The 14,363-nt window shown below is 65.1% G+C and carries 9 protein-coding genes; 1 reads left to right on the plus strand and 8 read right to left on the minus strand.

Annotation, left to right across the window (positions count from 1 at the left end; genetic code table 11):
- Window positions 1–81: 81 nt before the first annotated feature.
- A complete protein-coding gene (purL, locus tag AAHB08_RS05185) occupies window positions 82–3,975 on the plus strand; it encodes a phosphoribosylformylglycinamidine synthase (RefSeq protein ID WP_342058323.1) in 3,894 nt (1,297 codons plus the stop codon).
- Between the two features lie 296 nt (window positions 3,976–4,271).
- Here the strand turns inward: purL and nuoN are convergent, their stop codons facing one another.
- From nuoN to nuoG, 8 genes are all read right to left on the minus strand, one after another.
- Window positions 4,272–5,735: an NADH-quinone oxidoreductase subunit NuoN gene (gene nuoN / locus AAHB08_RS05190; RefSeq protein ID WP_025327224.1), complete on the minus strand. Its 1,464-nt coding sequence runs from the start codon at window positions 5,733–5,735 to the stop codon at window positions 4,272–4,274.
- Window positions 5,736–5,784: 49 nt separating this feature from the next.
- Window positions 5,785–7,302 carry an NADH-quinone oxidoreductase subunit M gene (gene nuoM, locus AAHB08_RS05195; RefSeq protein WP_041205928.1) on the minus strand — a complete coding sequence of 506 codons (1,518 nt, stop codon included), beginning with the start codon at window positions 7,300–7,302 and terminating at the stop codon, window positions 5,785–5,787.
- A gap of 68 nt (window positions 7,303–7,370) precedes the next feature.
- Window positions 7,371–9,218 (minus strand): NADH-quinone oxidoreductase subunit L, encoded by a 1,848-nt coding sequence (nuoL, locus tag AAHB08_RS05200; protein WP_342058324.1) that lies wholly within the window; start codon window positions 9,216–9,218, stop codon window positions 7,371–7,373.
- On the minus strand, window positions 9,215–9,523 hold the full coding sequence (gene nuoK, locus AAHB08_RS05205) for an NADH-quinone oxidoreductase subunit NuoK (protein ID WP_005314891.1): 309 nt from the start codon (window positions 9,521–9,523) through the stop codon (window positions 9,215–9,217). Before nuoK ends, nuoL begins: the two co-directional genes overlap by 4 nt.
- Entirely contained in the window at window positions 9,520–10,071 is a 552-nt protein-coding gene (gene nuoJ / locus AAHB08_RS05210) for an NADH-quinone oxidoreductase subunit J (protein ID WP_139434264.1), read from the minus strand. Before nuoJ ends, nuoK begins: the two co-directional genes overlap by 4 nt.
- A 9-nt stretch (window positions 10,072–10,080) precedes the next feature.
- A complete protein-coding gene (gene nuoI, locus AAHB08_RS05215) occupies window positions 10,081–10,623 on the minus strand; it encodes an NADH-quinone oxidoreductase subunit NuoI (RefSeq protein ID WP_025327221.1) in 543 nt (180 codons plus the stop codon).
- A 7-nt stretch (window positions 10,624–10,630) separates the two neighbouring features.
- The gene (nuoH, locus tag AAHB08_RS05220; protein ID WP_025327220.1) at window positions 10,631–11,599 is read right to left on the minus strand and encodes an NADH-quinone oxidoreductase subunit NuoH; all 969 of its coding nucleotides are present in this window, start codon (window positions 11,597–11,599) and stop codon (window positions 10,631–10,633) included.
- Window positions 11,596–14,325, minus strand: coding sequence for an NADH-quinone oxidoreductase subunit NuoG (nuoG, locus tag AAHB08_RS05225; RefSeq protein WP_342058325.1), 2,730 nt, complete (start codon window positions 14,323–14,325; stop codon window positions 11,596–11,598). Before nuoG ends, nuoH begins: the two co-directional genes overlap by 4 nt.
- Window positions 14,326–14,363: the final 38 nt, after the last annotated feature.

Here is a 14,363-nt window from a genome sequence, read left to right on the forward strand (position 1 = left end):
CGTTTGTTCGCGGTGAGCCTGATCCCTATAATACGCGCGTCTCAAATCCCCCCACACTCTAAAACTTGGTGAGAAAGGTATATGGAAATCTTGCGTGGTGCCCCAGCACTGTCTGAGTTTCGTGTCCACAAGCTGCTGCAGAGCTGCGCACAGAGAGGAGTAGAGATAGCAGACGTCTATGCCGAATACGTGCACTTTGCCGAGCTTTCGAGCCCGCTCTCGCCCCCGGAGCGAGCGACCTTGGGCCAGCTTCTGCGCTACGGCCCGACCATCCCTGAACACACCCCCAGCGGTCAGCTGTTTCTCGTTACCCCCCGCCCCGGCACTATCTCCCCCTGGTCTTCCAAAGCAACCGACATCGCCCACAACTGCGGCCTGAACCAGGTCAAGCGGCTGGAGCGCGGCATTGCCTATTACGTGCAGGCCAAGGGCGAGCTGACCGCAGCCCAGCGTGGCGAGGTCGCGGCCCTGCTGCACGATCGCATGATGGAGGTGGTGTTCGATGAGCCGAGCCAGGCAGCCGCCCTGTTTGCCCATCACGAACCGCGCCCCTTCACCCAGGTGGATGTGCTGGGCGGTGGCCGCAGCGCCCTGGCCTCGGCCAACATCGAGCTGGGCCTGGCGCTGGCCGATGACGAAATAGACTACCTGGTGGAGAACTTCACCCGGCTTGGTCGCAATCCCAACGACATCGAGCTCTACATGTTCGCCCAGGCGAACTCCGAGCACTGCCGTCACAAGATCTTCAACGCCGACTGGACCATAGACGGTGAGCAGCAGCCCAAGTCGCTGTTCAAGATGATCAAGAACACCTTCGAGCAGACGCCGGATCATGTCCTGTCTGCCTATAAAGACAACGCCGCCGTGATGGAAGGCAGCCAGGGTGGCCGCTTCTTCCCGAGCCCCGCCAGCGGTGAATACCAGTATCACCAGGAGCGCGTCGACATCCTGATGAAGGTGGAGACCCATAACCACCCGACCGCCATCTCCCCCTTCCCGGGGGCGGCCACCGGCTCCGGCGGCGAAATTCGCGACGAGGGTGCGACCGGCCGTGGCGCCAAGCCCAAGGCGGGCCTGGTGGGCTTCTCCGTCTCCAACCTGCGCATCCCAGGTTTCGAGCAGCCCTGGGAGCAGGATTTCGGCAAGCCGAGCCGCATCGTCAGCGCCTTTGACATCATGCAGGAGGGGCCCCTCGGTGGCGCCGCCTTCAACAACGAATTCGGTCGTCCGGCCATCCTCGGCTATTTCCGTACCTTCGAAGAGCAGGTGCCGAGCCACAACGGCGTCGAAGTGCGCGGTTACCACAAGCCCATCATGCTGGCGGGCGGCATAGGCAACATCCGCAGCGAACACGTCCAGAAAGGGGAGATCCCGGTGGGGGCAGCCCTGATCGTGCTGGGCGGCCCGGCCATGAACATCGGTCTGGGGGGCGGCGCCGCCTCCTCCATGGCCTCCGGCCAGTCTGCCGAAGACCTCGATTTCGCCTCTGTGCAGCGGGACAACCCCGAGATGGAGCGCCGTTGCCAGGAGGTGATCGATCGCTGCTGGCAGCTCGGCGATGACAACCCCATCGTCTTCATCCACGACGTGGGGGCCGGTGGCCTCTCCAACGCCATGCCGGAGCTGGTGAACGACGGCGATCGGGGCGGTCGCTTCGACTTGCGCGCCATCGCCAGCGACGAGCCGGGCATGAGCCCGCTGGAGATCTGGTGCAACGAATCCCAGGAGCGTTACGTGCTGGCGGTCGCCCAGGAGAAGCTGCCCCTGTTCAAGGCCCTGTGCGAGCGCGAGCGCGCTCCCTATGCCGTGATCGGCACCGCCACCGAAGAGAAACACCTCACTCTCTCCGACAGCCATTTTGACAACCAGCCCATCGACCTGCCGCTGGACGTGCTGCTCGGCAAGGCGCCCAAGATGCACCGCGACGTGCAGACTCTGCCCGCCCAGGGTAAGGCGCTGCAACTGGACGGCATCACCCTCAGCGACGCCGCCGATCGGGTGCTGCGTCTGCCGACCGTGGCGGAGAAGTCCTTCCTCATCACCATCGGCGATCGCACCGTGACCGGTCTGGTCAACCGCGACCAGATGGTCGGCCCCTGGCAGATCCCGGTGGCCGATTGCGCCGTCACCGCCGCCACCTACGACAGCTATCACGGCGAAGCCATGTCCATGGGGGAGCGCACCCCGGTGGCGCTGCTGTCTCACGCTGCATCGGCCCGTATGGCGGTGGCCGAGGCCCTGACCAACCTGGCACCGGCTCATATCGGCTCCCTCAAGCGGGTCAAGCTCTCCGCCAACTGGATGTCCGCCGCCGGTCACCCGGGGGAAGATGCGGGCCTCTATGAAGCCGTGAAAGCGGTGGGCGAGGAGCTCTGCCCGGCCCTTGGCATCACCATCCCGGTGGGCAAGGACTCCATGTCCATGAAGACCCGCTGGCAGCAGGACGGCGAAGAGCGCAGCGTCACTTCGCCGCTCTCCCTGCTCATCTCCGCCTTTGCGCGGGTCGAGGACGTGCGCAATACCGTGACCCCACAACTGCGGACCGATCTCGGGGAGACCGACCTTATCCTGATTGACCTTGGCAACGGCAAACAGCGCCTCGGCGCCTCCGCCCTGGCCCAGGTCTATCGCCAGCTTGGGCAAAGCGCCCCGGATCTGGACAACCCGGTCCAGCTCAAGGGCTTCTTCAACGCCATCCAGGCGCTGGTGGCGGATCGCAAGCTGATTGCCTACCACGACCGCTCCGACGGCGGCCTCTTCGTCACCCTGACCGAGATGGCGTTTGCCGGTCACTGCGGCCTCGACATCCAGCTCGATCGCATCGGCGGCGACCTGCTGCCGGCCCTGTTCAACGAGGAGCTGGGGGCGGTCATCCAGGTGCGCCGCGACGACAAGGAAGCGGTGCTGACCCTGCTGGCCGGTCACGGTCTGGCGGCCTGCTCCCACGTGCTGGGCACGGTGCGTGAAGATGACCTCATCCTGTTCCAGCGCGCCGGCACCGAAGTGTACCGCTCCAGCCGCACTGCGCTTCGCACCCTCTGGGGCGAGACCAGCTGGCAGATGCAGCGCCTGCGGGACAACCCGGAGTGCGCGGATCAGGAGCATGCCGCCCGTCAGGACGCCACCGATCCGGGTCTGCAGGCCAGGTTGACCTACAACCCGTCCGAGGATGTGGCCGCCCCCTATATCGCCCGCGGGGTCTCCCCCCGTCTGGCGGTGCTGCGCGAGCAGGGGGTCAACTCCCACGTGGAGATGGCGGCAGCGTTCGATCGCGCCGGGTTCGCGGCGGTGGATGTGCATATGAGCGACATCCTGTCCGGTCGCATCAAGCTGGAGGAGTTCCAGACCCTGGTGGCCTGCGGCGGCTTCTCCTACGGTGACGTGCTGGGGGCGGGGGAAGGCTGGGCCAAGTCCATCCTGTTCAACGACGGGGCCCGTGAGCAGTTCCAGCGCTTCTTCGAGCGTGGCGATACCTTGTCGCTGGGCGTGTGCAACGGTTGCCAGATGATGTCCAACCTGCGCGACCTCATCCCGGGGGCCGATCTCTGGCCGCGCTTCGTGCGCAACCGCTCCGAGCGCTTCGAGGCGCGCTTCAGCCTGGTGGAAGTGCAGGAGTCTCCCTCCGCCTTCTTCGCCGGCATGGCGGGCTCGGTGATGCCCATCGCCGTCTCCCACGGGGAAGGGCGGGTGGAGGTGCGCGACGCCGCTCACCTTGCCGCGCTGCAACAGAGCGGCCTGGTGGGGCTGCGCTTCGTGGACAACCGCGGTCAGGTCACCGAGCAGTACCCGGCCAACCCGAACGGGGCTCCGGCGGGCATCACTGCGGTCACCACCACGGACGGCCGTGCCACCATCATGATGCCGCACCCGGAGCGGGTGTTCCGCACAGTGGCGAACTCCTGGCACCCGGACAACTGGGGCGAGGACGGCGCCTGGATGCGAATGTTCCGTAACGCTCGCGTGCGTCTGGGTTAATCCCGCGCTGACGTGGTAGAGAATCAGAAACCGGCCCCTGTGGCCGGTTTTTTTATGGGCGTTGATCTGACGATGGGGAGGGCAGGCAGAGACGAGCGCGATGGGAGGCGAGCGGGCCATCCCCGTACTCGCAGCTCCGTCAGCAGTCAGCTGGAGGATGAGGTGCCCCGGACCTGCATTGATTGAGGGACGCCGCTCTGGCGCCGCTTCTCAGACGGGCAAGCCGGTTTGGGGCTTGGTGGACATAAAAAAACCGGCCACGGGGGCCGGTTGTGTTGTGTGGAGTGAAGCTGAGGTTAGCGCAGCACCACGTGCTGGAAGCCCTGCACCAGGCTGATGACCGGTTGGGGATAGATGCCGAGCAGCACCACCAGGATGGCGGAGAGCAGCACCACAAGCCCGCCGGAGGAGAAGGCCCAGTCGGCCCTGGCATCGCGCAGCTGCATGCCGGGTTCGCGCAGGTAGAGGGTGACCATGACGCGCAGGTAGTAGTAGAGCCCCAGGGCACTGCCGAGCACTATGGCGCCGGAGAGCCACCACAGCTGCGCCTCGACGGTGACGCCGATGAGGTAGAACTTGCCGATGAAGCCCAGCGTCATGGGGATGCCCGCCAAGGAGAGCATCATCACCGTCATCACCGCCGTGAGATAAGGGCGCTTCCAGAACAGGCCGCGATAGCTGTGCAGGGAGTCCGCATCCTTGCCGCGATAGGGGCTGGACATCATGCTGATGACGCCGAAGGCCCCCAGGCTGGTGAAGAGGTACATCAGCAGGTAGACACCGGCCGCTTCCACCGGCATCTGGCCGAGGCGGCTCGCCACCACCACTGCCAGCAGATAGCCGAAGTGGGAGATGGAGGAGTAACCCATCATCCGCTTGATGTTGGTCTGGATCAGCGCCAGGAGGTTGCCGACCACGATGGAGATGACCGCCATGGCCGCCAGCAGCCAGTGGATCATGGGATCCGAGGTGGCCGGTACCGCCAGGTAGAAGCGCAGCAGCACGCAGAACACGGCTATCTTGCTCACGGTGGCGAGGAAGGTGGCCACAGGTGCAGGTGCCCCTTCGTAGACATCCGGGGTCCAGAGATGGAAGGGGGCCAAGGAGAGCTTGAAGGCGAAGCCCACCAGCATCAGGCCGAAGCCCCCCATCAGCAGCGGGTGGTGAGCCGGGCTCTGGGCCAGGGTCAGGCCGAGATCGCTGAAGCTCAGGCTGCCCGCCTGGGCATAGAGCAGTGCCATGCCGAACAGCAGGAAGGCGGTGGCGGCGGCGGAGAGCACCATGTACTTGATGCTGGCCTCCAGGGAGTGGCGCTCGCGGTAGGCATACCCCACCAGGCCGAACATGGGCAGGGTCAGCATCTCGATCCCGATGAACAGCGACGCGAGGTGACGGGAGCCCGCCAGCACCAGGCCGCCTGCGGTGGCGATGAGCAGCAGCAGGTAGAACTCTTCCCGGTTGTCTGGGTAGCCCTTGAGCCAGGAGCGACCGAAGGTACAGGTGGCCAGGGCACCGATGAGCACCAACCCCATGTAGAAGACCGCGTAGCTGTCCACTTGCAGCAGGGGAGTGACCCCCTGATCTCCCTGGGCCATGACGATGGGCAGGGAGAATAGCGCCAGGTTGAGACCTGTGATGGTCACCACGAAGGCGGTGTCATCGCAGCGCTTCCAGGCGATGGCGAGCATCAGGGCGACCATGGCCCCCGTGGTCAGCAACAGGGGCAGCAGGGCCAATAGTTGGGCGGCGGTAAACGTCATGACAAGGCTCCCGGCGTGGACAAGGAAAGGGAGAGAGAAGGAGAGGGCATCATTGCAGTGCTCCTGTGGCTGGCAGCGCGTACCAGTGCAGCACGCTCAGCAGGCTGCTGCTGGCGGTGTCGAGCACGGGTTGCGGGTAGAGACCGAGCAGCACCAGCAGGCCGGCTATGGTCAGCATCATGGCCAGCTCCCGTCTGTCCAGGCCCTTGAGGACGCTTTCGTCCTTGGGGGCACCGAAGCAGGCGCGCTGCAGCATGATGAGGGAGTAGACCGAGGCCAGCACCAGGCCGAAGGTGGCGATGATGGTGATGATGGGGGCCACCTGGAAGCTGCCGATGAGGATCAGGAACTCGCCGACGAAGTTGCCTGTCCCCGGCATGCCAAGGGAGGCCACCGAGAAGAACAGCATCACGCCGGGCAGGTAGCGCAGCCGACCCCAGAGGCCGCCCATCAGGCGCAGATCCCGGGTGTGCAGCCGCTCGTAGAGCTGGCCGCACAGGATGAAGAGACCGGCGGCGGAGAGGCCGTGGGCGATCATCTGCACCACGGCACCCTGCAGGGCCAGCTCGCTGCCCGAATAGATGGCGATCATCACGAAGCCCATGTGGGAGATGCTGGTGTAGGCCACCAGGCGCTTGATGTCGGTCTGGGCGAAGGCCAGCAGGGCGCCGTAGACGATGCCGAACAGGCCAAGGAGCATGGCGTAAGGGGCGAACTCGGCGGAGGCCTCCGGAAAGAGCGGCAGGGTGAAGCGCAGCAGGCCGTAGGCGGCGGTTTTGAGCAGGATCCCTGCCAAGTCCACTGAGCCCGCGGTCGGCGCCTGGCTGTGGGCGTCCGGCAACCAGCCGTGCAGGGGCACCAGGGGCATCTTGACCGCGAAGGCGATGAAGAAGCCCAGCATCAGCAGCCACTGTACGCCCTTGCTCATCGGAGTGTTGAGCAGGTCGAGGTAGTTGAAGGTGAAGACACCTGTGCTGGCGTGATGGGTCAGCACCAGCCCCAGGATGGCCACCAGCATGATGAGGCCGCTCGCCTGGGTGTAGATGAAGAACTTGGTGGCCGCGTTGATCCGGGATTTGCCGTCGGTAACCGAGTGGCCCCAGAGCGCGATCAGGAAGTACATGGGGACCAGCATCATCTCCCAGAAGAAGAAGAAGAGGAACAGGTCCACCGCCATGAAGACGCCGAGCACGCCCCCCAGGATCCACAGCAGGTTGAGGTGGAAGAAGCCGATGCGCTGCACGATTTCTTTCCAGGAGCAGAGGATGGCCAGCACGCCGATGAAGCTGGTGAGCATCACCATCAGGAGTGACAGGCCGTCTACCGCCAGGTGCAATGAGATGCCGAAGCGGGGGATCCAGGGTTGCTGCCACTCGGCCGCCCAGACGGGGAGGCCGGGGCTCGCGAGGGAGAAGTCACCCCCCAGCCAGATGGCACCGGAGAGCACCAGACAGGCGCTCATGGAGAGCAGGGCTACCCAGCGAACGAATTGTCCGCCGAGCCGCTCCATCTGCCAGCAGAGCAAGCCGCCGATAAAAGGAATTAACAAGATCCAGAGTAAGGTCACGATATCAGCTCTCGTCTAGGTTCTAGTCGGGCAGGCCCCGGGCCTGCCACACATATTGGGCTCATGGATCAGCCGAGCAGCAGCAGGGCCAGGATCAGGGCGGCGCCCATCCCCATGGAGGCGGCGTACCAGCGCAGCTTGCCGGAGACGGTCCAGGCCAGCAGCTGGTGACCCCCCTGGGCCAGCACGGCGGGCAGGTTCATCATCCGATCCAGCGGGTCCTTGCCGAGCAAGCGGGTCGTCAGCAGGTAGGGCTTGACCCAGATCCAGTCATAGAGCCAGTCAAAGCCCCAGGCATTGAACCAGAGGGTGCTGAGCGCGCGGCCGGCGGCACTCTCGGCGATCCCCTTCGCCAGGCGACGTTCGCCGAGGAAGAGGAAGGCGGCGAGCGCAATGCCTGCCACAGCGATGACGCCGGAGAGGATCTCGAGGCTGTGGCGTCCCTCTTCAATATGATCCCCCGGGCCTGCCGGCAGTACCCCGGCGAGCGGCGGCACTATCAATGCGCCAACCCCGGTGGAGAGCACCAGCAGCACCAGCAGCGGCAGCTGGTGGGCCAGGCCGTGGCCTGCGTGGGCCTCGGTCTGCGCCTTGCCGTGGAAGGCGATGAAGATGAGGCGGAAGGTGTAGAGGGAGGTCAGGAAGGCCCCACCCAGACCGGCCCACAGCAGGGCGCTCTGGCCACTGGCCTGCACCTGCCAGAGGATGGCGTCCTTGCTGTAGAAGCCGGCGGTGACCAGCGGCAGCGCGGCCAGGGCCGAGCCCCCCACCAGGAAGCAGGCATAGACCAGCGGCAGGCTCTTGCGCAGGCCCCCCATCTTGAAGATGTTCTGCTCGTGGTGGGTCGCGACTATCACGGCACCGGCGGAGAGGAACAAGAGCGCCTTGAAGAAGGCGTGGGTCATCAGGTGGAAGATGGCCCCTTCCCAGGCGCCGACCCCCAGGGCCAGGAACATGTAGCCAATCTGGCTCATGGTGGAGTAGGCCAAAATCCGCTTGATGTCGGTCTGGACCAGGGCGGCAAAGCCTGCCAGCACCAGGGTGATGGCACCGACCAGGGCCACCAGATGGAGGATCTCCGGGGCCAGCAGGAACAGACCGTGGGTGCGGGCGATGAGGTAGACACCGGCGGTCACCATGGTGGCCGCGTGGATCAGCGCCGAGACCGGGGTCGGGCCCGCCATGGCGTCTGCCAGCCAGGTCTGCAGCGGCAGCTGGGCGGACTTGCCGACCGCGCCGCCGAGCAGCATCAGGCAGGCGAACGACAGGGCAGGGGAGCCCTCGGCAAACATCGCGGGGGCGCGCACCAGCAGCTCGTGGATGTTGAGGGTGCCGAGCTCGCGGTAGAGCACGAAGAGCCCGATGGCGAGGAAGACGTCGCCGACCCGGGTCACCACGAAGGCCTTGAGGGCGGCTGCGCCGTTGGCCGGGTTGCGGTAGTAGAAGCCGATCAGCAGGTAGCTGCACAGCCCCACCCCTTCCCAGCCGAGGTAGACGAACAGCAGATCATCGGCCAGCACCAGGAACACCATGCTGGCGATGAAGAGGTTGGTGTAGGTGAAGAAGCGGGAGTAGCCCTCTTCCCCGCGCATGTACCAGGAGGCGAACAGGTGGATGAAGAAACCCACCCCGGTCACCACCCCGAGCATGGTCAGCGACAGCCCATCCAGCGCCAGACGGAAAGTGGGGGTGAAGCTGCCCACCGACATCCACTGCCACAGGGTCTGGGTATAGACGCCGCCCTCAGGGGGGTGATTGAGGAAGTCGAACCCGACCCAGAGGGTGGTCAGGGCCGACAGGCCTATGCTGCCGACACCGATGAGTGCCGCGCTGCGCTCGCCGAGACGGCCGATGGAGAAGGCCAGCAGCAGCCACCCCAGCAGGGGGAACAGGAAAGTCAGGTATAGGAGGCTCATCCGCGCATCTCGCTCACAGTGTCCACGTTCAGGGTGTGGTAACGACGATAGAGCAGCAGTAACAGGGCGAGGCCGATACTGGCCTCCGCTGCCGCCAGAGAAATCACCAGTATGTACATGATCTGGCCGTCGGCCTGGGCCCAGCGGCTACCCGCCACCACGAACGCCAGCGCGGACGCATTCATCATGATCTCGATACTCATGAGGATAAACAGCAGGTTGCGGCGGATCAGCAGACCGCACAAACCGATGCAGAACAGGATGGCGGCCAGCAGCAGACCGTGTTCCATTGGGATTCCATTCATGACTGACCTCCTTCCTGGGATGGGCGAGCTGTGGGTTTGGGGACGGAAAGCACCTCCCCGCTCTTGTCTTCACGACCAAGGTGATAGGCGGTGACCAGACCCGCCAGCAGCAGGATGGAGGCGAGCTCCACCGCCAGCACATAGGGGCCGAACAGGGCGATGCCGACCTCCTTGGCGCTGACGTCGGTCAGTCCGAGTTCACCGCCGGTGACCCCGAGAATGCCATGGGCCAGGAAGCCGAGCAGGATGAGGGAGAGCAGGGCAGGCCCACCCCAGGTCATGGGGGTGAGCCAGTTGCGCTCCTGATCCTGGGCGGACCCCAGGTTCAGCATCATCACCACAAACACGAACAGCACCATGATGGCGCCGGCGTAGACGATCACCTGCAGGGCGCCTGCGAAGGAGGCCCCCAGGCAGAAGAAGATCATGGCCACGGCGATGAGGGAGATGATGAGATTGAGCAGCGCATGCATGGGGTTGCTGGTGCTGATGACCCGCAGCGTGCTGTAAACGGCGACCAGGGCCGCGGCATAAAATGCCAGTTCCATGATTGACTCCTAGGGCAGCAGGCTCTTGACATCGATGGGCTTGGCTTCGTTCTCGGCATCCCCTTTGGGCTTGCCGTCGATGGCCATCCCGCTCATGCGGTAGAAGTTGTAGTCCGGGTATTTGCCGGGGCCGCTGATCAGCAGATCTTCCTTCTCGTACACCAGATCCTGGCGGCGATACTCCCCCATCTCGAAATCCGGCGTCAGCTGGATGGCGGTGGTGGGGCAGGCCTCTTCACACAGGCCGCAGAAGATGCAGCGGGAGAAGTTGATGCGGAAGAACTCCGGGTACCAGCGACCGTCGTCCCGCTCCGCTTTTTGCAGCGAGATGCAGCCGACCGGGCAGGCCACTGCGCACAGGTTGCACGCCACGCAGCGCTCGTCACCGTCCGGATCCCGGGTCAGTACGATGCGGCCACGGAAACGGGGGGCGGCATAGACCTGCTGCTCCGGGTAGTTCAGGGTCTCGCGGGGGCGCCAGGCATGGGAGAAAACCATCCCCAGACTGCGCAGTTGGGTGCCAACACCCTTGATAATGCTCGTAATTTTCATTGGTGCCTCACTGCACGTTCATAAGCACGACGGCGCCGGTTACCAGCATGTTGAGCAAGGTAAGCGGTAAGCAGACTTTCCAGCCAAAGGACATCACCTGGTCAAAGCGCGGGCGGGGCAGGGAGGCCCGCAGCAGGATGAAGAACACCATGAAACAGGCGGTCTTCAGGGCAAACCAGATGAAGGGCGGCAGCCAGGGGCCGTGCCAGCCACCGAAGAAGAGGGTCACGATGAGGGAGGAGATCAGCACTATGCCGATGTACTCGCCCACGAAGAACAGACCCCACTTCATGCCCGCGTACTCGATGTGATAGCCGTCGGCGAGCTCCTGCTCGGCCTCCGGCTGGTCAAACGGGTGGCGGTGGGTGACGGCAACCCCGGCAAACAGGAAGGTGATGAAGCCCAGGAACTGGGGGATCACGTTCCACAAACCGGCTTGCGCTTCCACTATATCCCGCAGGTTGAAGCTGCCGGTCTGGATGACGATGCCCATGAGCGACAGGCCGAGGAACACCTCGTAGGAGAGGGTCTGGGCCGAGGCGCGCAGGCTGCCGAGCAGGGAGTACTTGTTGTTGCTCGACCAGCCGGCGAACAGCACGGCATAGACAGCGAGCCCTGCGATGGCCAGGATGTAGAGCAGCCCCACGTTGAGATCCGCCACGCCCCAGGTGGGGGTGATGGGCACCACCGCAAACGCCAGGATGAAGGCGGTAAAGGCGATGATGGGGGCCAGCACGAAGATCCGGCGATCCGCGAACGGCGGTATCCAGTCCTCCTTGAAGAACATCTTGACCATGTCGGCCGCCAGTTGCAGCAGGCCGAATGGGCCCACCCGGTTGGGGCCGTACCTGTCTTGCCAGAGCGCCAGCAGACGGCGCTCGATGAAGCTCATGAAGGCGCCAGCCCCCACGATCCCCACCAGCACGATCAAGGCTTTGCCTACCTCCAGCAACAGATCGATCAGCTCATTGCTCATGCGATGGCCTCCTGCAAGTCAGTCACATAGGCCTGGTGCAGCGCAGTCGGCAGACCATGGGCCCCCAGGGGCAGGCCGAGCAGGCCTGGTGCCAGCCGCTCGCTGATCCGAAGGCGCAGCCGCCAGTGGTGACCCCCCCAGGAGAAGGCCACCAGATTGCCAGCATGAAGGGCCAAACGGGCGGCGTCGGCCGGGTTCAGCACCAGCTCGTGGTCCCCCATGCGGGCCTGGATGACGGGGCTGCGCGCAGAGAGCTCGTCGCCACCGAACAGCTGGTCATAACTGACTACTTGCAGGGCTGCCTCTGCCCTGAAGGGGGCGGGAATGGTGTCGAACCAGCCAAGGGACTCGCTGCCCGGCTCCAGCAGGCGACGACCGGGATCGCCGGCCCGCAGGTTGCCACCCACCTCGTCCTGGAACTTGTTCCAGGCTGAGGGGGAGTTCCAGCCCGGTGCCCAGGCGAACGGCACCTGTTGCAGGGGCTGGCGGGCGCCGGCATAGCCTTCCATGGAGAAGGCGAACGGGGAGTCGGGATCTTGCGCCACACGGGGCTCGCTCACGTTCTGATCCGCCAGCATGGAGGTGCGGCCGCTGTAGCGGTGCGGCTCGCGAGCGAGCTTCATGCCGCGGATGCGCAGCCCCGCGTTGGGGGCGGCTTCGCGCATGGTGACCAGCAGCGGGGCCGAGGCGGCGCAGGCTGCACTCACCTCGTCGAAGGTGCTCCAGCGCGGGGACTTGCCGTCCAGCATGCCTTGCAGCGCGGCCAGCCAGCGCCAGCCTTCGCGCACCTGGATGTCGGCGTCGTAGAAGGCGGGGGCATAGACCTGGAAGAAGCGTTGGGCGCGGCCTTCCATGTTCACCACAGTGCCATCGGCCTCCGCGAAGCTGGCGGCAGGCAGCACCAGGTGGGCCTGCCGGGCGGTGCCGGTGTCCTGATGATCCACCACCAGCAGATGCTGCAGGCGCTTGATGGCGCCATCGACCCGGTTGCGGGGGGCGCGGCGATAGAGATCGTTCTCCAGGGTGATCAGCGCAAGGGACTCGCTCCCTTCGATGCGCTCGAGGGCGGCTTCCAGCGGGGCGGCGTTGCCGGCCAGCATGGCCAGCCCCAGGCTGTTGGCCTCCTGGGCCACCAGCGCCAGCTCCACGGCCTGGCCGCGACCCTTGAGGGCGTGGGCTATGTTGCTGGCCGCCTCGATCAGCGCCTGGTTGCGGGCACCATTGCCTGCGATGATGAGGGGCTTCTTGGCATTGCCGAGCAGCTCGGCCCAGCGGCTGGCTTGGGCCAGCTGATCGGCGCCCAGATCCTGCGGGGCAGGGGCCAAGCCGTCGAGCAGGTGGGCGATGGCAAAGCCGAGGCGGGCCTGATCGGCGTGGGGGGCGTGCAGTGTATCGGCGGCCACGTCGTCGAGACGGGTCTGATCCAGGCTGGTGATGAGCAAGGGGTAGCGCTCATTCTGAGCCAGCGTCTGCACCGCGGCGACCTGCCAGAGATCCACCTTCAGCTTGCGGGCTATTTCGCGTCCCTTGCCCTTGACCGCCTGGCGCAGGGCCAGGGCGATGCGGGCGGCGGTCTGGGTGACATCTTCACCCAGCACCAGGACGGCGTCTGCCTCTTCCATGTCCCTAAGGCTGGGGGTACGTACCCCGCCCTGATGCAGCACATGCAGCATCTTCTGCAGGCAGGCCCATTCGCTCTGCTCGACGCCTGCGTAGAAGTTGGCGGCGCCCACCAGCTCGCGCAGGGCGAAGTTGCTCTCGAGCGAGGCGCGCGGCGAGCCGATGCCGATGATGCCGCTTGCGGTGCGCAGGGCATCGGCGGCGCGGTTGAGGGCGCCATCCACCGTGATGGCCAGCTTGTCATTGCCATCCTGCAGCAGGGGTTGGCGCGGGCGGTCGGCCTGGTTGACATAGCCGTAACCGAAGCGGCCACGATCACAGAGGAAGTAGTGGTTCAGGGCGCCGTGGAAGCGGTTCTCGATGCGGCGCAGCTCGCCGTAGCGCTCCCCCGGGCTGATGTTGCAGCCGACCGAGCACTGCTGGCAGATGCTGGGGGCGAACTGCATGTCCCACTTGCGGTTGTAGCGCTCGGAGTGGGTCTTGTCGGTGAAGACGCCGGTGGGGCAGACCTCCACCAGGTTGCCGGAGAACTCGCTCTCCAGGGTGCCATCCTCGACCCGGCCGAAGTAGACGTTGTCGTGGGCGCCGTAGACCCCCAGATCCTCGCCGCCGGCGTAATCCTTGTAGTAGCGCACGCAGCGATAGCAGGCGATGCAGCGGTTCATCTCGTGGTTGATGAAGGGGCCGAGATCCTGATTCTGGTGGGTGCGCTTGGTGAAGCGGTAGCGGCGGCTGTTGTGGCCCGTCATCACCGTCATGTCCTGCAGGTGGCAGGCGCCACCCTCTTCGCACACCGGGCAGTCGTGGGGGTGGTTGGTCATCTGCCACTCCACTACCGTCTTGCGAAACTCCTTCGCCTCTTCGTCCTCGATGGAGATATAGGTGCCATCGGTGGAGGGGGTCATGCAGGACATGACCAGGCGGCCGCGCTTGTCGTCGGCATTCTGGTACTGTTTGACCGCGCACTGGCGGCAGGCGCCGACGCTGCCGAGCGCCGGGTGCCAGCAAAAATAGGGGACGTCCAGACCCAGCGACAGACAGGCTTGCAGCAGGTTGTCTGCCCCGTCTACCTCGAACTCTTTACCGTCTACATGAATGGTTGCCATACAACTTCCCTGAAACCTGTTTTGTGAAATCGGCTATT

Source organism: Aeromonas sp. OTU364 (assembly GCF_038440395.1).
Classification (GTDB): Bacteria; Pseudomonadota; Gammaproteobacteria; order Enterobacterales; family Aeromonadaceae; genus Aeromonas.

Bases quoted from the DNA above. Each gene is read 5' to 3' on its own strand.
- purL (WP_342058323.1), top strand. From the start codon at position 82: ATGGAAATCTTGCGTGGTGCCCCAGCACTGTCTGAGTTTCGTGTCCAC.
- nuoN (WP_025327224.1), bottom strand. From the start codon at position 5,735: ATGACGTTTACCGCCGCCCAACTATTGGCCCTGCTGCCCCTGTTGCTG.
- nuoL (WP_342058324.1), bottom strand. From the start codon at position 9,218: ATGAGCCTCCTATACCTGACTTTCCTGTTCCCCCTGCTGGGGTGGCTG.
- nuoK (WP_005314891.1), bottom strand. From the start codon at position 9,523: ATGAATGGAATCCCAATGGAACACGGTCTGCTGCTGGCCGCCATCCTG.
- nuoJ (WP_139434264.1), bottom strand. From the start codon at position 10,071: ATGGAACTGGCATTTTATGCCGCGGCCCTGGTCGCCGTTTACAGCACG.
- nuoI (WP_025327221.1), bottom strand. From the start codon at position 10,623: ATGAAAATTACGAGCATTATCAAGGGTGTTGGCACCCAACTGCGCAGT.
- nuoH (WP_025327220.1), bottom strand. From the start codon at position 11,599: ATGAGCAATGAGCTGATCGATCTGTTGCTGGAGGTAGGCAAAGCCTTG.
- nuoG (WP_342058325.1), bottom strand. From the start codon at position 14,325: ATGGCAACCATTCATGTAGACGGTAAAGAGTTCGAGGTAGACGGGGCA.